This window comes from Myxococcus hansupus (assembly GCF_000280925.3).
Lineage (GTDB): Bacteria > Myxococcota > Myxococcia > Myxococcales > Myxococcaceae > Myxococcus > Myxococcus hansupus.
In genome coordinates this window covers 1,764,418-1,786,075 of record NZ_CP012109.1, presented here as the reverse complement: position 1 = coordinate 1,786,075, position 21,658 = coordinate 1,764,418, and the positions used below count along the sequence as shown (strand labels likewise).

The window sequence follows — 21,658 nt, the reverse complement described above, 5'->3', positions numbered from 1 at the left end:
CGCAACCTTGCCTGCCTGCCCTACTCCGCACGCAGGACGACGATGGTTCTTTCAGGCATGCCGTACGTCGCGCCGTTCACCGGCGACGGATTGTCGAGCCACGAGTTTCCGGTGGCACGGCTGTCCAGGCCCGCCGTCGTCAAATACGCGGGGCTGTCGAAGTAGGCCTGCGTGTCGATGAGCCGCGTCCACTTGCGGCCCTCCGGCAGCGTGAACTCCACCGCGCGCGGCTCCATGTTGATGAGCACCAGCAGCTCCGGCCCGTAGGACGCGTCGTGGTAGTGAATCATCATCTGCTTGCTGTCCCACGCCGCCTCGGTGTTCTGGGCGCTCTTCCAGGCCAGCGGCGCGCCCTTGCCGTAGTCCTTCGGCGCGAAGGCGTACGCGTGCTCCTTGCGCATGCGGATGGCGGCCTTCACGAACTCGAACATGCGGTGACGCTCGTCACGCGCCAGATACGCGCCCCACTGGTACCAGTTGAACGGGTTGTCGGAGAGCGTGGAGTAGGCGTTGTTGTTGCCCAACTGCGTGCGCATCCACTCGTCACCGCCCAGCAACATCGGCGTGCCGTGGCTGATGAGCATGGCCATGAAGGAGTTGCGCATCATCTGCCGGCGCATGCTCTCGCCGCGCTCGTCGCCAATGGGGCCCCAGTTGCGCGAACGGTTGTGGTTCTCGCCGCTGACCTTGTCGCAGAAGGGGCTGTTGGGATTGTCGCAGCACACCGGGTTCAACGGACCGCAGCGGTTCTGCTTCTCGTCGTAGGCGAACAGGTCGTACAGCGTGAAGCCGTCGTGCACCGTGAGGAAGTTCATGGAGTGGTACGGACGGCGCCCGTTGCGCTCGAACCACTCCTGGCTGCCGTACATCAGGAAGCCGCCGTCCACCGTGCCGGGCCGGCCGCACAGCGAGCCCTCGTGGGAGTTGAGCTTCCAGTTGTCCTGGTTGATGAACGCGCGCCACCAGTCACGGAAGCGGCCGTTCCACTCGTACCAGCCGTTGCCCGGCTGCGTCTGGGAGTTGGGGAACTCGCCCAGCGGCATGCAGTACCAGCCGCCCGCGCTCCACGGCTCGGCCATGATGCGGGTGTTGTACTTCTGCATCACGGGGTCGTCGATGACGTCCTGGAGCACCGTGTTGCGCGGATCATCCCAGCGGTTGTAGTCGCCGTCGCGCTCACCCAGGATGGGCGCCAGGTCGAAGCGGAAGCCGTCCACGTGCAGCTCTTCCACGTAGAAGCGGAGGCTGTCGATGATGAGCTTGCGCGTGGGCCGGTGGTTGGGCCGCGTCTGGTTGCCCACGCCCGTGTTGTTCCAGTAAGTGCGCCGGTCGGGGTTGAGCGCGTAGTACGCTTGGTTGTCGATGCCGCGGAACGAGTACAGACCCGCGGTCTCCGCCGGGTCCAGGGACTCGAGCGGCTCGCCGGGCATGACGTCATCCGTCTCCAGCTTCTCGCGCCACAGGCCACCCTCGCCGGTGTGGTTGTAGACGACGTCGACAATCACCTCGATGCCGTGCTGGTGGAGCTGCTCCACCATCCACTTGAACTCGTCGATGACCTGGTGCGGCTCACGGAGGGCCGCGTAGGACAGCTCGGGCGCGAAGAAGTTGATGGTCTGGTAGCCCCAGTAGCCACCGTCCAGCGGCTTCTCGTGGATGGGCAGCAGCTCCACCGCGGTGATGCCCAGCTCGGCCAGGTACGCGGCCTTCTCACCGAAGCCGCGGTAGGTGCCCGGGAAGCGCACGCCGCTGGCGGGGTCGGCGGTGAAGCCCTTGGCGTGGACCTCGTAGACGATGAGGTCCTGCCAGCCGTGGCCTTCCCAGTTCTCGTCCTGCCGGTTGGCGCGCCACTGACGCTCGACGTCGCTCCACTGGTAGGTGCTCTGGACGAGCACGCTCTTGGACGAGGCCGCGTACGTCACCTCGTTGCGCGCCGGGCCACTGGCCGTGCTGCCCTTGCTCCAGTCGTGGTCGCGGTGCAGCGCCTTGGAGTACGGATCCGTCAGCAGCTTGTTCGGGTTGAAGCGGTTGCCGTAGGCGTCCGCGTCCGCCTTGAAGCCGTGGATGGAGCCCGGGAACCAGTTCGGATCATATTCCCAGTTGGGACCCCAGGCGCGGAAGCCGTAGTGCTGGCCCAGGCCCACGCCCTCCACGTAGACGCTCCACACGTCGCCGTAGCGCGTCATCTGGTAGACGCGCGCCGGGCGGTTGCTCTCCGGATCCTCGAAGAGGAGCAGCTCCAGCCGGGTGGCGTTCTCCGAGTACAGGGCGAAATTGACCCCCTTGTCCACGAACGTCGGCCCGATGTAGCGCATGGACTCGATGTCATCGACGGAGTAGCTCGGGGCCCGGGCTTCACCGTGGTACAGCCGGACGTAATCGCTCTCGCTACAGCCAGTGACGAGCAGGGCGGTGGACAGCGCCGCGCCCACGAAGCGGGACATTCTGGGAGTGCGCATCAGGTAGGCTGACCTCGAGGTCCGGACATGACTCGGCCCGGCAATAAAACTCCGCTTCCATAACAAGCGCCTTCCGCCCCTGACAAGGCAGGGCCCGGGTTTCAGCCCTCTGGCGGCGCTTCGTCCAGTCCCGCACACACGCGGATGACGCACTGCGTACTACCACGGAGGTTTGAGGAAACCGAGGGCGTCCGGGTAAGGTGCGCGGCCGTCTCCCCTATAAAATTCCGAGCACGACTTGTCCGAAGTCACCCTGAGTGGGATCAAGAAGTCGTTTGGCCAGAACCTCATCGTGAAGGGCGTGGACCTTCAGGTGGGGGAAGGCGAATTCCTGGTGATGGTGGGCCCGTCCGGATGCGGGAAGACGACGCTGCTTCGGCTCATCGCGGGGCTGGAGCAGGTGGACGCGGGCGAGGTGCGCATCGGGGGCGCGCGGGTGAACGATGTCGCGCCGCGTGATCGCGACGTGGCGATGGTGTTCCAGTCCTACGCGCTCTACCCCCATATGACGGTGCGGGAGAACCTGGCCTTCGGCCTGACGCTCCGGAAGTTCCCCGCCTCGGAGATTGCCTCGCGCGTGCAGGAAGTCGCGGGGATGTTGGAGTTGAGCCACCTGCTGGAGCGCAAGCCCAAGGCCCTGTCGGGCGGGCAACGTCAGCGCGTGGCCATGGGGCGCGCCATCGTCCGGAGGCCCAAGGTCTTCCTCTTCGACGAGCCCCTCTCCAACCTGGACACCGCGCTGCGCGTCCAGATGCGCGGCGAGCTGGCGCGGCTGCACCGCCGCCTGGGCGCGACGATGATCTACGTCACGCATGATCAGGTGGAGGCCATGACGCTGGCCACCCGCGTGGCCGTCTTCAACGGGGGAATCCTCCAGCAGGTGGGCCCGCCGCTGGACCTCTACAACCGCCCCGCCAACCGGTTCGTGGCGGGCTTCCTCGGCTCGCCCGCCATGAACTTCCTGGAGGCGACGCGAGACGGCGCCCGGTTCACCGGCAAGGGCTTCACCCTCCCCTGCCCCACGGACGTTCCCGCCGGGCAGCGGGTGCTGCTGGGCCTGCGCCCCCAGGACCTGCGCGTGGCGACGCAGGGCCCGCTGGCGGGCACGGTGGACGCGGTGGAGCGCCTGGGCTTCGACGGTTACGCCTTCGTCACCACGGAGACCGGCCCGGTGGCGGCGCGCTTCGACAAGGGCGTGAACGTCTCGGTGGGTGACAAGGTGTTCCTGGCCCCCGTGTCGGACGCGCTCCACGTCTTCACCGAGGACGGCTCGGCGGCGCTGCGCCACCCGGAGCAGCGCGCTTCGTTGGATGTCGCGGCGGGGGTGGCGTCTTGAAGCACTGGCTCGTGCTCGCGCTGCTCGCCACGGCGTTCGGCGCGCGGGCGGCCCCGGAGGATGCCCGCCCCCTCAAGCTGTGGCACGCGTACCGCGGCGGCGAGGAGACGGCGCTGGTCCAGGCCACGGAGCTGTTCACCGCGAAGACGGGCGTGCAGGTGGAGCTGCTCGCGCTGCCCTATGACGCGTACGCCGCCAAGCTGACCAACGCCATTCCCCACGGCGTGGGCCCGGACGTCTTCATCTTCAACCACGAGCGGCTGCGCAACTTCCACGCACAGAACCTGGTGGCGCCCGCCAGCGGCCTGGCGCGCGAGGACTACTTCCCCAACGCCGTGGAGGCGCTGGAGGTGGATGGCCAGGTGTACGGCTATCCGATGTCGCTCAAGTCGCTGGCGCTCTACGTCAACACGAAGCACGTGCCCCAGCCGCCCACGACGACGGAGGCACTGCTGAAGATGCTGCCCGCCCTGTCGAACTCGGGCGAGGGCCGCTTCGGGATGGCCTACGAGAGCGGCGACTTCTACTTCCACGCGGGCTTCCTCTTCGGCTTCGGCGGCGAGCTGTTCGACGCCTCGGGCCGCGCCAGCTTCGACACGCAGGGCATGGCCCGCTCGCTGGCCTTCGTGAAGGGGCTGCAAGACGCGCGCTTCATCCCGCAGGAGGCCTCGGGCGCGCTGGTGAAGAGCCTCTTCAACGACGGCCGCGCCGCCATGGTCATCAGCGGCCCCTGGTTCGCCGGCGAAATCGCGCCAGAGGTCGACTACCGCGTGGTGGGCCTGCCCCAGGTGAGCGAGACGGGCATCCCCATCCGCCCCTTCCTGGGCGTGGAGACGGCCTATGTGTCGTCGCGCACCGCCAAGGCCGAGCAGGCCCAGAAGCTGGCGCGCTTCATCTCCCTGGGCGAGGCCTCGCGCGTGCGCGCCACGGTGGGCCGGCAGATTCCGGCGGACGTGGCCGCGTACACGCTGCGCGAGGTCCAGGAGGACACGCTCATCTCCTCCTTCCGCGAGGCGGCCCGCCACGCCACGCCCATGCCCAACACGCTGGAGATGGCGCGCGTGTGGGAGCCCATGAAGCTGGCGCTGCGCGCGGTGCTGCAAGGCGGCACCCTGCCCCAGGACGCGGGCGCGCTGGCGGACCGGCGCTACCGCGCGCTGCACCGCGAGCGCCCCCCCGAGGCGAGCCCGTTGCCGTGGCTGGGCCTGCTGGGCGCCATGGCCCTGGGCGGCTCCGTCTGGGTGCTGCGGCGGCCCGCGGCGACGCTGCCCTTCAAGCGCCGTTACCCAGACGTTGCACAAGCGGCGGCGTACATCGCGCCCGCGGCGGCCGGCATCGCGGTGCTGGTGTTCGTCCCCTTCGTGGTGGGCCTGAGCCTGTCCCTCTTCCACCACGAGGCCGGCGAGTACTCGTTCGTGGGCCTGGCCAACTTCGTGGACATCCTGGCCAGCCGCGGCTACAGCATCACCGAGCCGCTGTCCTTCTACTTCACGCTGGCCGTGACGCTGCTGTGGGCGCTGGTCAACGTGGTGCTCCACGTCAGCATCGGCCTGTTCCTGGCGATGCTGCTGAAGGATCCGCTGCTCAAGCTGCGGGGTGTCTACCGGGTGCTGCTCATCATCCCCTGGGCCGTTCCCAACTACATCACCGCGCTCATGTGGAAGGGCATGTTCCACCGCCAGTTCGGGGCCATCAACGGCCTGCTGGTGGCGCTGGGGCTGGAGCCGGTGAGCTGGTTCACGCAGTTCTCCACGGCCTTCGCGGCCAACGTGGCCACCAACACCTGGCTGGGCTTCCCGTTCATGATGGTGGTGGCGCTGGGCGCGCTCCAGTCCATCCCCCAGGAGCTCTACGAGGCCGCGGAGGTGGATGGCGCCAGCAAGTGGACGCAGTTCCGCCACATCACCCTGCCGCTCCTGAAGCCCGCCATGCTGCCCGCCGTCATCCTGGGCAGCGTGTGGACCTTCAACATGTTCAACATCATCTACCTGGTGTCCGGCGGTGAGCCGGGCGGCGGCACCGACATCCTGGTGTCCGAGGCCTTCCGCTGGGCCTTCCAGCGCAACGAGCAGTACGGCTTCGCCGCGGCGTACTCGGTGCTCATCTTCGTGGTGCTGCTGGGCTGGTCCACCTTCACCAAGCGCCTGACGCGGTCGTCGTCGGAGGTGGTGGGATGAACCACCCCTCGCGCTTGAAGATGGCCCTCATCCACGCCGGGCTGACGCTCCTGTGCATGGCGACGCTCTACCCGGTGCTCTGGGTGGTGAAGATGGCGCTGTCGCCCACGGACGGCCTGGCGCTCACCGCCAACCCGTTCCCGGAGACCGTCACGTTCGAGCACTTCCGTCAGGTGCTCTCCGGCACGGACGCGGCGGGGCGATGGGTGTTCGGCCGGCAGCTCCTGGCGAGCATCGTCGTCTCCGGCGCCACCACGATGGTGGGCCTGACGCTGGCGGTGTCGGCGGCCTACGCGCTGTCGCGCTTCCGCTTCCCCGGCAAGGACGGCGGGATGCAGGCGCTGCTCATCACCCAGATGTTCCCGGCGACGCTGATGATGGTGCCCATCTACAGCATCCTCCAGAAGCTGCACCTGCTCGACAGCCTGTCCGGGCTCGTCCTCGTCTACGCCACCACCGCCCTGCCCTTCTGCATCTGGAACCTGAAGGGCTACTTCGACACGCTGCCGCGTGAGCTGGAGGAAGCGGCGGTGATGGACGGGGCCTCCACCTTCCAGGTCTTCATCCGCGTGGTGCTCCCGCTGGCCCGGCCCGCGCTGGCCGTCACGGCGCTGTTCTCCTTCATGACGGCGTGGAACGAGTTCATCCTCGCCGCCACGCTGCTCAACGACCCGTCCCGCTTCACCTTGCCCGTCGCGCTCCAGCGGTACGTGGGCGAACACAAGGTGGAGTGGGGCAAGTTCGCGGCCGGCGCGCTGATTGTCTCCGCGCCGGTCATGGCCCTGTTCTTCGCGCTTCAGAAACACCTCGTCGGCGGTTTGACCGCTGGCGGCGTCAAGGGGTGATGTCGATGTCGTCTCGCTGTCTCCGTGCCCTTCTCCTCGTCCTGCCGCTCCTGGCTGTCGCCTGTGACGGCGATTCCGACGGAACCCAACCCACCGGCAACGCGCCCACCGTGCGGGAAGTGCAGCCGTCGGGCGGCCCCTCCGCGGGTAACACCCTCATCAACGTCTACGGCTCCGGCTTCCAGGAGGGCGCGAAGCTCTTCTTCGGCCAGCAGGAAGCGCTGCGGGTCGTGGTGGTCAACTCCCACCGCATCTACGGCTACACCCCCACCGCCACCTCGGGCGCGGTGGACGTGCGCGTCGTGAATCCGGACAACGCCCACGGCACGCTGGTGGGCGGCTTCACCTTCGAGGGCGCGCCGGTCGCCCATATCGACCAGGCCGAAATCCTCAACGGCAACGTGGACGCCGTCAGCAGCGGCCAGCCGGTGGGCGTCACCGTGCGCGGCGCCGTCACCGTGACGGGCATCACCCGCGGCACCGGCCAGGGCGGCGGCATCACCGCGCAGGTGGGCTTCGCTCCCGCGACCGCCGACCTGCTCAACCAGGAGAGCTACACCTGGGAGAGCGCCAGCTACGAGGGCGACACGGACAGCCGCGAGGCGGACATCTACCAGGGCACCGTGCTGCTCCAGCCGGCCATCGGCGGCGAGAGCCGCGAGTGGGTCGTCACCATGCGCTTCTCCGTCGACGGTGGCGCCACGTGGGTGATGGCGGACGGCGACGGCAGCGCCAACGGCATCTCCGAGACGATGCTGCGCCGGGTGTTCATCTCCCGGCCGCGCGTGGACTACTGCAAGCTGGGGCCGGACGGGAACAACGGGCCGCTCAACATCTTCTACCGCCCTGGCGACACGACGCGCGTGAAGGTGCCGGGCCAGGTGTACGCGGCCGGCGTCACCCAGGGTGGCGGCGCGGGCTCGGGACTGGTCGCGCAGTTGGGCTATGGCCCCTCGGACTCCGACCCGCGTAACTCCAACGCGTGGACGTGGATTGGCGCCACGTACAAGACGGACCACGGCAACAACGACGAGTGGGAAGCGGAGCTGCCCAACCCGGGCACCGTGGGCACCTGGCGGGTCGCCTTCCGCTTCAGCATCAGCGAGAACGCGTGGCGCTACTGCGACACCGACGGCGTCAACGACAGCAACGAGGGCAACCTGACCTTCAGCCTGGCCCGGCTGGGCACGCTCACCGTGGGTGACGAGGCCCCGAAGGCGCCCGTCGCCTGGTGCAAGATTGGCCTCGACCAGACGCCTCCCGCGGTCATCAACTACACGACCACGCAGACGACCGGCCTCAACACGGTGTACGCGCAGGTCAACCTCCCCGGCGTGACGGACCGCCAGGGCGCGGGGCCGGGCCTGTCGGGACAGCTCGGCTGGGGCCCCGTGGGTGAGGACCCGCGCACCTCGCCGCTGTGGAACTGGTCCACGCAGCTCACCTTCGACCAGGACAACTTCGAGGTGAACGACCAGTGGAAGGGCACCCTGCCCAACCCGGCGGCCAACGGTGACTACCGCTACGCGGTGCGCTTCAGCCACGACGGCGGCCCCATCCGCGTGTGCGACGGCAACGGCGTGGACGACGGCGGCCAGGAGTTCGAGATGGACCAGCTCGGCGTGCTCACCGTGACGGGCCAGCCCGTCGTGCCGCGCGTCATCGGCTACTGCAAGCTGGGGCCGGATGGGAACAGCACGCCGGAGTCGGTGACGTACACCACGGCCACCACGCCCAGCCGCGTCATCGAGGCGCAGGTGTGGGTGCAGGGCGTGACGAACTCGGCGGGCCAGGGCACGGGCGTCGTGGGCCAGCTCGGCTGGGGTCCCGCCGGTGAAAACCCGGCCACCTCGTCGCAGTGGAACTGGACGACGAACGCCACGTACCGGACGGACCTGGGCGCCAATGACGTGTACGAGGCCACGCTGCCCAACCCGGGCGCCGTGGGGACGTACCGCTTCGCCTACCGCTTCCAGGTGAACGACGGCGCCTTCCTGCTGTGCGACGCGGACGGCAACAGCGGCGGCGCCAACGGCTTCGACGCGGCGCTGACGGGCACGCTCACCGTGACGGAGGCCCAGAGCATCAACGCGGTCGACTACTGCAAGCTCGGGCCGGACGGGAACAACACGCCGCAGTCCCTGACGTACCTGGCGACCGAGCCGGCAAGCCACGTCATCGTCGCGTTCGTGAACGTGGCGGGCATCACCGACACCACCACGGGCGAGGTCGCGGACATCGTGGGCCAGCTCGGCTGGGGGCCCGCGGGCGAGAACCCGGCCACGTCCGATGAATGGGACTGGAGCACGTCCGCGCAGTTCGCCGAGGACTTCTTCGCCAACGACCGGTACCAGGCCACGCTGCCCAACCCGGGCACCGTGGGCAACTACCGCTTCGCCTACCGCTTCCAGGTGAACGGCGGCGCGTTCCTCTATTGCGACGCGGACGGCAACAGCACGGGCCCGGAGGGCTTCGACCCGGCGCTGACGGGCACCCTGGCCGTGAGCCCGGCCCCCGAGCCCACGGCCGCCTACTGCCGCCTGCAGAGCGTGAGCGGCACCACGGTGGGCAGCGGCGACGCCGTCAACGTGGTGGGCCGGGTGCACGTCCCGGGCGTCACCGCGGGCGAGGGCCCGGGCGCGGGCGTCCAGGTGCAGGTCGGCATCGGCGCCGCGGACGCCAATGCGTCCACCCAGGCCGCGACCTTCACGTGGACGGCGGCGGCGTACGCGAACGAGGCGGACGGCGAGGCGGACACGGATGAGTTCACCGCCACGCTGGCGCCGGCCTACACCGGCAACCGCGCCGTCAGCATGCGCTACACCACGGACGGCACCACGTGGACGTACTGCGACAAGGACGGCAGCGACGTGGGCGGCTACACCCTGGGGCAGCAGCACGCCCTCACCGTGGGCAACCACACGGTGATTGGCTACTGCAACCTCCAGTGGCCGTTCGACATGGCGGTGGGCGCCGAGGGCGGCGCGCGGACCGTGTACGGCCAGCTCTACGCGGCGGGTGTCACCCCGGGCGGTGGCCAGGGCGCGGGCGTCGTCGCGCAGCTCGGCTATGGCCCCGCGAGCAGCGACCCGGGCGTCTCGGGTTGGACCTGGGTGGCCGCGACGTACCTCAGCGATGAGGGCGACAACGACCAGTACTCCGTGGACCTGCCGGCGGGCGTGCCCGCTGGGACGTCCTACGCGTACCGCTACTCGGTGAACGGCGGGGCCTTCTGCTACGGCGACCGGAATGACCGGGGAGGCAGCACCAACGGCTTCTCGGGCGGCGACATCGGCACGGTCGTCCCGTAAGCAGGCACGGCCTTCCGCTGGCCGCTCGGATGCCCATCAGCGTCCGGGCGGCCTCGTGGAATGATCCGAGGCGCTGAAACGTATGCTTGACAGTGTCGGATGGGGTCGGTACAAGCCCGCCTCACCGATGCGCGGCGGACGCCTGACGGGCGGATAGCTCAGCGGTAGAGCGGCGCCCTTACAAGGCGATGGTCACAGGTTCAATCCCTGTTCCGCCCAAGTCGTACCGATGTGGGGAGTTAGTTCAGTTGGTTAGAACGCCGGCCTGTCACGCCGGAGGCCACGGGTTCAAGTCCCGTACTCCTCGCCAAATAGAAGGGCCCGGATCCGCAAGGTTCCGGGCCCTTCGCCTTTAGGGTGAGGGCAGAAGTTTCACCCTGCCGCGTGTCGTACCGATGTGGGGAGTTAGTTCAGTTGGTTAGAACGCCGGCCTGTCACGCCGGAGGCCACGGGTTCAAGTCCCGTACTCCTCGCCAAAAGAAGCCCAGCAATCCTTCGGGGTTGCTGGGCTTTTTGTTTTTCAGGGCCCGGGCCGCGGCGGCTACCCCGTGGACTTCTGGACCGGGACAGGGATTGGAGGCGGGGGCGTGACAGGGGGAGGTCGTGTCTCGGTATTCGCCAGCCGCTCAAGAGGGCGGAGGAGCGACATGACGCCGTGGCCCAACACGGGCAAGGCCACGGAGGGCTGGAGAACCGCCTCCAGCCCCGCGTGCAGGTGCAGTATCCGGTAGAACTGGTGATGGACGTGTGCGTCGGTCGACGTGCGCTCCATCAGCCGCAGGATGTACCAGTGCAGCAAGCCCAAGCCGAAGGGTCGCTTCCCGACGGCCTGCGGATACAGCAGGTCCATGCCCGTGCCTAACAGCCACGGGAGCCGGATGAACTCAGGCAGCCGCTCGCGGAAGCGCTGCGCCAGGCCCGATAGCACGCCTCGTTCGGTCTGCTCGCGAAGGCAGGTGTCCAGCAACTCGGCGCCAAGCCCCGCCACCGACATGCCTTGCCCGTAGAGGGGGTTGAAGGCACACGCGGCGTCTCCCAGGATGACCAGCCCCTCGGGAAAGCGGGTCAACTTCTCGTAGTGCCGCCACCGGCAGTCCTTCACCTTGTGCTGGGAGATGGGCCCTATCGGCGTGGCCTCTTTCAGGGAGTTGTACAGGTCCGAACGCGTCAGTGAGCGCGCGTACTCGAGGAACCCCGCGTACTCGGTGGGCGCGTGCTCCCCGAAGTAGCCATTGAGGGTGACGAGCCACCGGCCTCCCTCGACGTGTGAGATGAAACCCGCGCGCCAGGCCTTGGGAGGACTTGGATAGAGGAAGAGCGCCTTCCATTCCTTCTGGAAGTGAGGCGGCGGCTCGTGCAGGCACGTCGTGTAGGAAAGGTCCACGATGACCTGCTCTTCCTCCGGGCGTGCGTAGCCGATGGCCTCCAACCACTGAGGCATCCGCGAGCCCCGGCCGCTGGCATCCACGACGAGGTCCGCCTCCCACGACGCCTCGCCCTGGGGTGTCTTGACCCGGACGCCCGTGATGCGCCCCGTGCCCTTCTCGTCGTAGATGAGCCCTTCGATGGAGCAGCCCTCGCGCACCGCTACGTTGGGCCGCGCCTTCACCCGGCGCAGGACGTTCCACTCGAGCAGGGGCCGGGTGCACAGCATCCCGGGGATGCCGCTGGCGCGGCGCAGCTTCCACACCCCGAAGTGGTGCCAGGCGAGGTCTCCACTCGAGTCGATGAACTCGGCGCCCTGGACCTGGAGCTGCTCGAACAGGTCCGGGAAGTACTTGTCGAGGATGCGCCGGCCTGTGTCCAACAGCACGTGGATGTGCGGCCCTTGCGGAACACCTTTGCGCGCGGCGGGCCCCTCCCCCCGGACATCCCGCTCCACCAGTGTCACCTTGTCGAAGTGGTCCGCGAGCACCCGCGCACTCAGGAGCCCCGCCATGCTGCCACCGATGACCACGGCGCTTCCGAATCTGCGTCCAGAGGTTTCCAAGTCCCAAGCCTCCAAGGATTCATGTCGTGGCGCTGCTGCTCAGCGGGGTCCGCCTTCCCCAGCGCCGCGCGCGCCCGCCGAAGAGATTGCACATCACCGGTCTGACATGCCCTCTCGGGCCCGGGGCTCGAAAGCTCCACCGCCCCCCTGCAGGAGTCCAATGCGAAGATACTGGAGGTACTGCCCGGGCGGCCGGCTCGACAGGACGTGGGCCTGGAGCGACGGCGTCACCTGCCGCTACCGGGGCACGCCGTACGATTGGGGCTTCGCCATCCGCTGACGCTCCCCCGACGCGACGGGCCCGTGCGACACACCCCACGGCCCCGCCTGCCTCAGTCGTACTTGAGCGCGATGATGGGGTCCACGCGCGAGGCGCGCAGCGCGGGCACCCAGATGGCCACCAGCCCCACGCCCAGCAACACCAGCGGCGCGGCGATGAAGGACAGCGGGTCCAGGGCGCTGACGCCGTGGACGAAGCCGGACACCACCCGCGTCAGCGCCAACGCACCCGCGCAGCCCAGCACCACCCCGCCCGCCACCGCGCCCAGTCCCTGCCGAAGCACCAGCTTCACCACCTCACCCCGCGTGGCGCCGAGCGCCAACCGCACGCCCATCTCCCGCGTCCGCTGGCTCACCAGATAGGACAACACGCCGTAGATGCCCACCGCGGCCAACACGAGCGCCAGCGCCGCCATCATCCCCAGCAACACCATGTTGAAGCGCTCGGAACCCAGCGAGCGCGCGACGTGGTCCTCCAACTTCAATGTCTCCATCACTGGCTGCTGCGCGTCCACCGCCCACACCTCTCGCTGAACGGCCGCGACGACATCCGCGTGACCGCCCCTGGCGCGCACCAGCAGGTTCTGCGGAATCATCCGGACGATCATCGACGCGATGCCCTGCGACATCTGCCCCGGCGCCAGGTACATCACCGGGGGCGATTCGTCATTCAGGCCGTCCTCGCGCACGTCGCGCACCACGCCCACCACGACGCGCGGCACCTCATCCCGGAGGGACGGCACGGTATGCGCCACCCGGATGCGCTGGCCGAGCGGGTCCTCGCCCTGCCAGAACCTGCGCGCCGCCGTCTCGTTGATGACCACCACCGGCTCCGAGCCCGCCACGTCCGTCTCCGCCAGCAGCCTCCCACGGACGAGGCCGATGCGCATCGCGCCGAAGTAGCCCGGCGTCACCGGGCGGTACTGCCCCCAGCCTGAACCAGGGCCGTTGTCGTCCCCCGTGTACTTGCCTTCGATGGAGAACGACATGCTGGGCCCGCTGTCCATGGGCAGCGAGGTGGTGAACCCGGCCACCTCCACGCCCGGCAACGCCCGCACGCGCTCCTCCACCTGCGTCTCGAAGCGCTCCAGCGCCTGCAACGTTCCGTAGCGTCCCTCCGGGAGCGACAGTCGCAGCACGTGGACGCCCTGCGGGTCGAACCCCGGCTGCACGCTCTGGAGCGCGGAGAACCCACGGATGAGCAGCGCCGCACCCACGAGCAACATCACCGCCAAGGCCACCTGACCCACCACCAGGAACGTGCGTGTGCGCCCGCCGCCCGGGCCCGTGGTCGTCCGCTGGGCACCCTCGCGGAGCGCCATCTGGAGGTCCGTGCGCGACGCCTGCCACGCGGGCAACAGCCCGAACAACAAGCCCGTGAGGAGCGACGCGGCCAGTGTGAAGCCCAACACCGTGCCATCGATGCCCACCTGCGCGCCCCCTCCGTCCCCGGACAGCAGCACTGCGCTGTCCGGCGCCAGGGCCAACAACGCGGGCAACACTGCCTCCGCCAACAGGACCCCGAGCCCGCCGCCCGCGACGGAGAGCAACAGGCTCTCGGTGAGCATCTGCCGCACGAGCCGCCCCGGCGCCGCCCCCAACGCCGCGCGCACCACCAGCTCGCGGTTGCGCGCCGCCGCCCGCGCGAGCTGAAGGTTGGCCAGGTTGACGCACGCGATGAGCAACACCAGGCCCACCGCGCCCAACAGCACCCAGAGCGCCAACCGCATGCTGCCCGCGAGGAACGTCCGCAGTTCCACCGGGACGTACTCCTGCCCCACATCGAGCAGCCCTGGGTTGTCCGCGCGCACGCGTCCGCTCAACGTCTCCAGCGCCGTCACCGCGCCGCTGGTTGTGATGCCCGGGCGCAGCCTTCCGGTGACGTAGAGGAAGTTGGCGTTCGTCCGGTTCGTGAGGTCGAGCTGGAGCGGCGTCCACAGGTTCACGCCCCTGGGGTACGCAAACGAGGCGGGCGCCACGCCCACCACCGTGTAGGGCTCGTCGTTGAGCACGATGGAGCGGCCCACCACGTCCGGCGCACCACCGAATCGCCGCTGCCACAGACTCTCGCTGAGGACGACCACGCGGGGCCCGCCCACCACGTCCTCTTCTGGAAGGAAGCCACGCCCCAGCGCGGGCCTCACACCGAAGGTCTCGAAGAAGCCCCCTGCCACGCGCATGCCCGGCAATCGCTCAGGCATGCCGTCGCCCACGACGCTGAAGCCTGAAGGAAGCACCTCGTACGCCGTGACGCCCGAGAAGGGCGAGCCCTCCGCGGACATCCACACATAGGCGGCGATGGAGTGCGTCGCCGACCGCCCGTGGTCCTTGGTGGCACGCACCACCTGCATCAGCCGGTCAGGCTCCGGGTACGGCAGCGGCCGCAGCAGCACCCCGTTCACCACGCTGAAGATGGCCGTGTTCGCCCCGATGGCCAGGGCCAGCGTCAGGAGACAGACCAGCGTGAACCCTCGGTTCTTCAGCAAGAGCCGGAGGGAGAAGCGGACATCCTCGATAAGGGCGGACACGGGGGACCTCGGCGGCGTGTGGTCGCCCTACGGCGCACGAGGCGGCCCATTGCACCACTTTCGCTCCTGCCCCCGCGTTGAAACGCGTGAGCCATGAGTTACCCGATGACTCGGGGACCGCGAGGGCACGCATGTGTCATCTGTTTCAGGGTATTTGGCGCAGCGGAGGCTCCAACCCGGATGGCAGCGTCGCGCGGCCTGCCTTCACCCACCCGCACGGGGCTTGCGCTTGCGAACGAGCCGCGCGGCCTGCTCCGGGTTGAGCATCTTCACGTACGCGAGCATGCCATCGAGGTACGCGCGCCGTGTCGAGTCCTCGCCGTCCCGCCCTTCCTGGTGGAGCATCGCGCGCAGGCGGCGGCGCTCCTCGCGAGACAGGCCCAGCGTCGCGTTCACGGTGACGCCCGTGACACGTTGGGCGCCGCCCCGGCGCCGCACCCGTGTCTTGTCCCGGTTCACGGTGAAGCCCTCTTCCTGCACATACCGCGCGGCCAGCGCGCGCACCCGCTCCAGCGCGGAAAGGTCATCACCGGAGAAGGTCAGGTCGTCCGCGTAGCGCGTATAGGTGTAGCCATAGCGTCGAGCCAGTCCGGCCAGCCGCCGGTCCAGGCGCATTAGCACCGCGTTGCACAGCGCCGGGCTGGTGGGCGCGCCCTGGACACAGACGCGTGGGCCCACAGGAACGTGGAAGACGGTGCCCTCGATGTCCACGGGCTGGCGCTCGGACTCCGTCAGCAGCACCGCGAGCGTCGCCGCGACGGCGTAGCCATAGCCCAGGGCGATGAACAGACCGCGGACCCGCGCCGAGGTGACGGACGGAAAGAAGTCCTTCAGGTCCAGCTTCAACACCACCCGCCGGCCCACGTGGGGCTGCGCGCCCGTCTTGATGGAGCGTCCCGAGACGAAGCCATGCGCCTGCTGGCTCACGGGCAGCTTCGACACCAGCACTTCGAGCAACTTCCGCTGCAAGGCCTTCAAGCGACGCTTGGGTGCATGCAGCAGACGGACGCCCCCGGTGCGCTTGGGGACGGCGAACGTCACATAGTGCCGCACCCGCTCACGGGAGCGGTGGATGCTGTAGTGGCGGAGCATGCCCACGGAGATGCCCAGGGCCGCGGCCACGTCCTCCTCCGTGCGCCACACCGGCAGCCCGTAGCGCGCGAGCTGCGCCTCGTCGGGCAGCAGGTCCCTCAGGTTCCGATTGCGCGTGCGCAGCGTGCCGGAGAAGAGCCGACGGGCCTCCGCCGCGGGCATCCACTTCGCGCGGCCCGGCGTGTAGCGGCGCTGCGGCTTGGGCAGCAGCCGCGCGTCCCGGTGAATCTGCCGCAGGTGGCCCGGCTTCAGCGGCCCCGACATGACGACGGTTTCGCTCACCACGTCCACGCGCCGCCCCTGCGCGTCCACCGGAGCGTCCAGTCCGGTGGTGCTGCGAGTCACGGGGCGGGTGAACCGCGCCTTGAGCCAGGACAGGGTGGAGTCGAGCCAGCTCATGGTGCTCCGGAAGAGGCCAGGGGATGACTTGCGAGGCGCTGGACCCGGGGCTCCCAGCGTTGCGTACGCTGGGACCCTGGCGAAGAGAAGGGAACAGAACTCCCCCGCGGCGAAACACCGCGGGACGAATGGCTCATCTGCGAGCCCTGGCCTCTCCCGAGAGCGTCAACCGTTATCGTCATCGGCGCCCTCCGGGTCAAGCGCGGCCTCCCGCGACGCGCGAGGTGCGGCGCGCGCGTCCTCCGGGGCGGGTTGGGAGCTGGCCAGCTCGCGACGTTGCACCCGCGCGCGCCGGAGCAGCGCCAGCATGTGGGTACAGGGCCCCCGGTTGAGCAGGTGCTCGCGGAAGGCCTCACAACCGCAACGGCCAAAGAGGAGCCGGTCCTCGTCGTTCAGCACCAGCTCGATATCGGACTGGTCGCCCGCGCGGCCGTGAACCACCCAGTCCCGCAGAACGATTTCACGGGTGATGGAGCCCTCCGGCGTGGGCAGCCTGCGCACCTTGCGTGTCTCGCGCGGCGCCGCGGAGGTGATTTCCACCGCGCCCGCGGCCTCCAAGCGCTCCGCGTCCTCGCGGCGCGGGTCGGGCGGATACATCCGGTCCAGGTCCACGGGCGTGGCGAAGAGTTCACGGTGGCGCCAGCGCCGGGCCTCCACGTCGAAGAGCACGCGCCCGGCCGCGCATTGCGCAGCCAGAGCCCCAGCGGCCTGGGCCACGTCCACCCCCAGGGCCGTGGCCACGTCCTCCGTCGACGCGTGGAAGCGCTCGCGCAGGACGGCGAGCACGCGCTCGGCGAGTGCCGCATCGCGCGTGGGCTCCAGGAGCAGGTCCAGCCCCGAGGTGTGGGTCCAGCGGTTCTCCGTCCATCCGGACAGGCCCAGCAGGAAGCGCACACCGCCGGGCAGGTGCGCCACGTAGAAGTGCGGAAGCGCGCGGCCTTTCAGATAGATGTCCACCCGCTCCGCATAAGGCAGCAGCGGCTCCAGCAGGCGCAACCGGCGCCGGCCCCAGGTGCGGATGGTGCGCGGCTCCGTGTAGCCATGGGCCGCGCCTCGCAAGGGGATGGGGTGCTCCCACGGCTCCAGCATCAGCCGCGCGTCCTGCCCTGGCTCGAACTCATAGCGCAGAGCGCGAGGCGACATGCGGGCCTTGGTGTGGCTGAGGAAACGCACCGCCGCGAGCAGGTCCACGGGGCGCACCGACAACCGCGTGCCGGGCATCGCCATGGCCCCCTGCAACTGGAGCAGGCCTCGCACCCAGGCTTCGGGGACCTCCACCTTCTGCTCGAAACGGCCGCCCGCGCCGCCGGTGCGCACGTCGAAGCCTTCCGGACCGATGCGCAGATGGGTTTCCCGGCTGGAGCGCATCTCCCCCAGCGCCGCCCACAACCACGCCGTGAAGTCCACGTTGGTGGTGCCGCAGCGCACGTCGCCTTCCGGAACGAAGATGTCCCGGTCCACGATGACGAGCCCGTAGCTGCTCTGGTCCTGGCTGAAGGCCTCGAAGAAGACGCGGTCGGGATGGACGGTGATGAGTGGGTCCAGCAGTCCTGCGCTGCTTCCCAGGTTCCACTCATCCGAATGCCAGATGAGGCCGCCCAGGGCCTGGAGCGCGAGCCGGAGCGAGAGCACGTCCCGGGCGACCCGCGCGTGGAAGCGCACGGGCCGGTGCTGGTCCGCGGACAAGTCCAGCCGAGCGCGCTCGCGGGTGGACTCGAACACCGAGGGCGTGGCGTACAGGAAGCCCAGAGCCGTCACGTGCGGTCTCCTTCCGCCGAAGGTCCGAAGACGGTGGGGATTTCGGTGGGCATCCGCAGCTCGGGCCAGCGCGCCAGCATCTGGGCCAGCAGGTCCACCAGGGACTCCTTGGGGTAGCGCGTGTCCGGCAGCGCGAAGGCATCCCTCACGCGAGGCAGCAGCGCCCGCGCGGTCTCCACGTCATGGGCGGCGGCGTTGGCCAGCGCGCCGAAGGCGGCGTGCCGCGTGCGACGGTGCAGCGGACGCAGCAAGGTGGCCTGGAGCAAGTCCCTGTTCCTCGCGGCCAGCTCGCGGGCCCGCGCGGAGTTCCGGCCGAGCAGCCGGAAGGCGAGCGCCTGGACGTGAATCTGCGGCGCCTCCAGCAGGTCGCGCACCGCCCGGGGCTCCGCGAGGTAGAAGTCATCCGAGCGCAGGAAGAACAGCCGTGCCAGCCGGTTCTTCTCCAACAGGACGGGCATGGCGCCAATGGCATACGCGGGAAGGGCCCCCAGGGCATTGGCGGCGCGACGGGCGAAGGCGCCCCCTTCCTTCGGCAAGGCTTCGTAGTGGGTGGACAGCGCGTCGAGCACCCTCGCCCATTCCCGAGCCGTGCCGAACGAGGGCACGTGCATGGCGGCGCGGCTGGCGATGAAGTCCAACAGGTCCTCGTCGTTCGCCTCCAGCGCGCGCGTCACCAGCTTGGGATAGGCGGAGTGCCAGCCCGAGGCCACGTGCATGCGGAAGGGCCCTCGCAGCAGCTCCGGGAAGTGCGCATAGAGCGCCACGGCGGTGGCATCCGTCAGCGGTTGGACCCACGTCACACCCCAACTGAGGAAGTTCGCCTCGCCGCCCGCGCCCGCGAGCTGCAACAGGTGGCGACGCGTGACGCCCTCCTCCGCGTCGGTGTCGTTCAACAGCCGCCGCACCTCGGCGTCATAGGTCTCCGCCGTGGCGGAGGTGCGCAGGAGCGCGCTCCAGACATCCTCCCAGCCGCGGACCCGCGCGAGCGCCAGCAGCTCCGGAAAGCCCTTCGCGTTCTTGCGGCGCACCATCCCCTGCCGAGGGAACACCGCGCGCAGATGGCCAAGCAGGTAGGGCACCACGTCGCGTCCACGGGCCTCCGCCAGCTCCACGAAGACCTGCGCGGCGTTGGGCACGAGGCTTTCAGGGTGGTGTGCTTCCAACTCGCGCACCAGCGTGGCGGGGTCCCGGAGGGTGCTCGCGAGCGCCAGGACATCCTGCCGCCAGGTGTCTTCGTCCACCAGCCGCCGGTAGACAGCCGAAGCCAGCGCCGCGTCTCCCCGGGCCTGGGCGCGCTCACGCAGCGTGTCCCACATGGGCTCGCGCGTGTTCTGCCAACGCCACGGCAGGTGCTCCAGGATGAAGGACCGGGCCACCTCCGGGTCCAACGCATCCAGCGCCAGTGCGGTGGGCTCGTCCATCCGGCCCAGGCCCACGTCGACCTTGGCCAGGGCGATGTGGCGCGCCGCGCGCGTCCGAGCAGCCTGGGCACGCATCAGCACCTCGGCCCGCCAGGTGGCGTCGAGGTGCTTGCCTCGCAGCGTCGACAACCGCCACGCGAAGAGACGGCGGAACACCTCGACGTCATCGGCGCGATCGGCATCCCAGAGCCATTGCTCCAGGGCGGCCAGATTTTCCCCGCCCCAGCCATGCATCCACGTCCCCTGAGCGTTGATGCCGCTCGGGGAGAAGCAGGACAGGATGAAGGGGCGAAAGCGGACGCGGTCCTTCGCGTTCAGCGCGGGGCCCCACAACCAGGTGAAGGCGCGGAAGAGGGGGCGCCGTGAGAGCGCCTCGAGCGCGGTCAGGAGCTCCTCGTCGGACTGTCGCCGCGCCAGGGCGCCACGGATGGCGGCGTCCATTTCCTTCGCTTCACGGCGGAGGCGTTCTTCCCATCGCTCGCTCACCCCCACCGTTTACACCGCCGGGAGGCGTCGGAGGAACCGCCCAGCCCGAGGACGTTCCCGGGCCCCAGGCCCATGCGGGAGAACGGAGTGCGCGTGGGAAAGGCCGCCATGCCCTTTGGCGCTGACGCACAGCCGCCGCGCTGAGGCTCGGGCGGCCGTTCCTGATGGACTAGCCAACGGCGGGCCGCGGCGAAGGCTCGCGGACGCGCCGCGACTCCAACCACGAGCGCCACTTCAAGGCGGGTCTTTCCACGCCGTGGTGCAGCGCGAGCGATGCGAGCAGCACGGCCACGACGCCGCCCAGCAACGTGACCGGGTGGAATGCGTCCATGCCATAGGGCGCCAGGGCGACGCGGACTCCGTGCTGCACGGCCTTGTGGGTGAGGTAGACGGTGAAGCTGAGGAGCGCGAAGGTCCTCGCGCCAGGGATGCGGGCGCACAGGCGCGAGGCGGCGGGGCTCGACATGGCGACGAGCAGCGCCGCGTAGCCCACGGCCGTCAGCGGGAATGCGAGCATCGTATGGGCCAGGTACCGGAAGTGTTCCTCGTTCAGCCAGAGCACCACGGACAGGCACACGAGCCCCACCAGCGCCAGACCTCCGGCGCGGACGCCTCGTGTCCAACGCTCCCATGCGGCGGGTCGGAAAACCCGCAGCGCCGCGAGCAACACGCCGCAGAGCAGTCCATCGAGCCGCGCGTACGTCGGGTAGTACAGGAGCGTGTCGTAGCCGCGCCACTCGACGTCCGTCGGCCCCAGCATGGAGAAGTGGCGCTGCCACAGGATGCCCCGCAGGAGCATGCCCCCCACCATCAACGCCACCGCGCCCGCGAGGAGATGCGGTGCACGGACACGTCGGCGCAGCGCGAGCACGGCGATGGGCAGCACCAGGTAGAAGTGTTCCTCCACGCACAGCGACCAGGCGTGGGAGAAGCCGTTCAGGCGCAGTCCGAAATTCTGCGTGAAGGTGAGAAAGCGCCACGCGGGCGTCTCCACGGGGCGTTCACTCCAGGCGGGAATGAAGAGATACATCGCCACGACGATGAGATAGGGCGGGAGGATGCGCAGCGAGCGCCGCAGGTAGAAGCGCTTCATGTCCGGAGCCTCGTCCCGGGACACCGGCTCCAGAAGCTGCGAGCCGATGAGGAAGCCGCTCAGCACGAAGAACAGCTCCACGCCCGTCCAACCGAAGTTGGCGAGCATCCCGTAGGTCTCGAGTCCTTCGGGGCGCGGGTAGTGGAAGAGGACGACGATGAGGATGGCGATGCACCGGAGCAGGTCAAGGCCAGCGAGGTGACGCGATTCGGAGGAGTTCAGGGGGGCGGCTTTCAGCGGCAGGGATGCGCTGGATGCTACGGGCCCAAAGGGCCGTCGCAAGAAGTCCGGCAGCCCATCTCCCAACGCCTGACCGTCTGACGCGCTGGATAAACCGGACACCGTTCTTTTAACGGAATCCCCAGGGCACGTCCTCGGCCCCACTCCAGGGCCAGACGCATCGCAAACTCCGCCCCCAGTGACTCAAGACCGGAGGTGCGCGACCACGGCAGATGCAAGCCCGCTGACGCCGTCACGCCTGCCG

At 69.3% G+C, this 21,658-nt stretch carries 11 protein-coding genes and 3 tRNA genes; 7 read left to right on the top strand and 7 right to left on the bottom strand.

Annotated elements, in window-relative coordinates:
- Nucleotides 1-20: 20 nt before the first annotated feature.
- Nucleotides 21-2,459: a glycogen debranching protein gene (locus A176_RS07410; protein ID WP_044889534.1), complete on the bottom strand. Its 2,439-nt coding sequence runs from the start codon at nucleotides 2,457-2,459 to the stop codon at nucleotides 21-23.
- 238 nt (nucleotides 2,460-2,697) lie between these two features.
- Between A176_RS07410 and A176_RS07405 the strand changes: the two genes are divergently transcribed.
- The 7 genes from A176_RS07405 to A176_RS07375 all read left to right on the top strand — a co-directional run bounded on the left by A176_RS07405 (nucleotide 2,698) and on the right by A176_RS07375 (nucleotide 10,604).
- Nucleotides 2,698-3,795, top strand: a complete 1,098-nt coding sequence (locus A176_RS07405) for an ABC transporter ATP-binding protein (protein WP_002634673.1) — start codon at nucleotides 2,698-2,700, stop codon at nucleotides 3,793-3,795.
- Nucleotides 3,792-5,972: an extracellular solute-binding protein gene (locus A176_RS07400; RefSeq protein ID WP_044889535.1), complete on the top strand. Its 2,181-nt coding sequence runs from the start codon at nucleotides 3,792-3,794 to the stop codon at nucleotides 5,970-5,972. The genes A176_RS07405 and A176_RS07400 overlap by 4 nt, the downstream gene beginning before the upstream one ends.
- Entirely contained in the window at nucleotides 5,969-6,817 is an 849-nt protein-coding gene (locus tag A176_RS07395) for a sugar ABC transporter permease (protein WP_002634675.1), read from the top strand. Before A176_RS07400 ends, A176_RS07395 begins: the two co-directional genes overlap by 4 nt.
- A 5-nt stretch (nucleotides 6,818-6,822) precedes the next feature.
- Nucleotides 6,823-10,128 carry an IPT/TIG domain-containing protein gene (locus A176_RS07390; protein WP_226994233.1) on the top strand — a complete coding sequence of 1,102 codons (3,306 nt, stop codon included), beginning with the start codon at nucleotides 6,823-6,825 and terminating at the stop codon, nucleotides 10,126-10,128.
- Nucleotides 10,129-10,275: 147 nt separating this feature from the next.
- Nucleotides 10,276-10,347, top strand: a tRNA-Val gene (locus A176_RS07385).
- Nucleotides 10,348-10,361: 14 nt separating this feature from the next.
- Nucleotides 10,362-10,438: transfer RNA gene (locus A176_RS07380), tRNA-Asp, on the top strand.
- A gap of 89 nt (nucleotides 10,439-10,527) precedes the next feature.
- Nucleotides 10,528-10,604 (top strand) — tRNA-Asp (locus A176_RS07375).
- Between the two features lie 65 nt (nucleotides 10,605-10,669).
- Here A176_RS07375 and A176_RS07370 read toward each other — a convergent pair.
- The 6 genes from A176_RS07370 to A176_RS07345 all read right to left on the bottom strand — a co-directional run bounded on the left by A176_RS07370 (nucleotide 10,670) and on the right by A176_RS07345 (nucleotide 21,456).
- A complete protein-coding gene (locus A176_RS07370) occupies nucleotides 10,670-12,118 on the bottom strand; it encodes an FAD-dependent oxidoreductase (RefSeq protein ID WP_044889536.1) in 1,449 nt (482 codons plus the stop codon).
- A gap of 332 nt (nucleotides 12,119-12,450) precedes the next feature.
- Nucleotides 12,451-14,925: an ABC transporter permease gene (locus A176_RS07365; RefSeq protein WP_002634679.1), complete on the bottom strand. Its 2,475-nt coding sequence runs from the start codon at nucleotides 14,923-14,925 to the stop codon at nucleotides 12,451-12,453.
- A gap of 204 nt (nucleotides 14,926-15,129) precedes the next feature.
- Entirely contained in the window at nucleotides 15,130-16,416 is a 1,287-nt protein-coding gene (locus A176_RS07360; protein WP_002634680.1) for a reverse transcriptase family protein, read from the bottom strand.
- 165 nt (nucleotides 16,417-16,581) lie between these two features.
- The gene (locus A176_RS07355) at nucleotides 16,582-18,174 is read right to left on the bottom strand and encodes a hypothetical protein (RefSeq protein WP_002634681.1); all 1,593 of its coding nucleotides are present in this window, start codon (nucleotides 18,172-18,174) and stop codon (nucleotides 16,582-16,584) included.
- Nucleotides 18,171-20,036, bottom strand: coding sequence for a hypothetical protein (locus A176_RS07350; protein ID WP_002634682.1), 1,866 nt, complete (start codon nucleotides 20,034-20,036; stop codon nucleotides 18,171-18,173). The genes A176_RS07355 and A176_RS07350 overlap by 4 nt, the downstream gene beginning before the upstream one ends.
- 214 nt (nucleotides 20,037-20,250) lie before the next feature.
- On the bottom strand, nucleotides 20,251-21,456 hold the full coding sequence (locus A176_RS07345) for an acyltransferase family protein (protein WP_226994232.1): 1,206 nt from the start codon (nucleotides 21,454-21,456) through the stop codon (nucleotides 20,251-20,253).
- Nucleotides 21,457-21,658: the final 202 nt, after the last annotated feature.

Bases quoted from the DNA above. Each gene is read 5' to 3' on its own strand.
- A176_RS07410 (WP_044889534.1), bottom strand. From the start codon at position 2,459: ATGCGCACTCCCAGAATGTCCCGCTTCGTGGGCGCGGCGCTGTCCACC.
- A176_RS07395 (WP_002634675.1), top strand. From the start codon at position 5,969: ATGAACCACCCCTCGCGCTTGAAGATGGCCCTCATCCACGCCGGGCTG.
- A176_RS07390 (WP_226994233.1), top strand. From the start codon at position 6,823: ATGTCGTCTCGCTGTCTCCGTGCCCTTCTCCTCGTCCTGCCGCTCCTG.
- A176_RS07360 (WP_002634680.1), bottom strand. From the start codon at position 16,416: ATGAGCTGGCTCGACTCCACCCTGTCCTGGCTCAAGGCGCGGTTCACC.
- A176_RS07350 (WP_002634682.1), bottom strand. From the start codon at position 20,036: ATGGACGCCGCCATCCGTGGCGCCCTGGCGCGGCGACAGTCCGACGAG.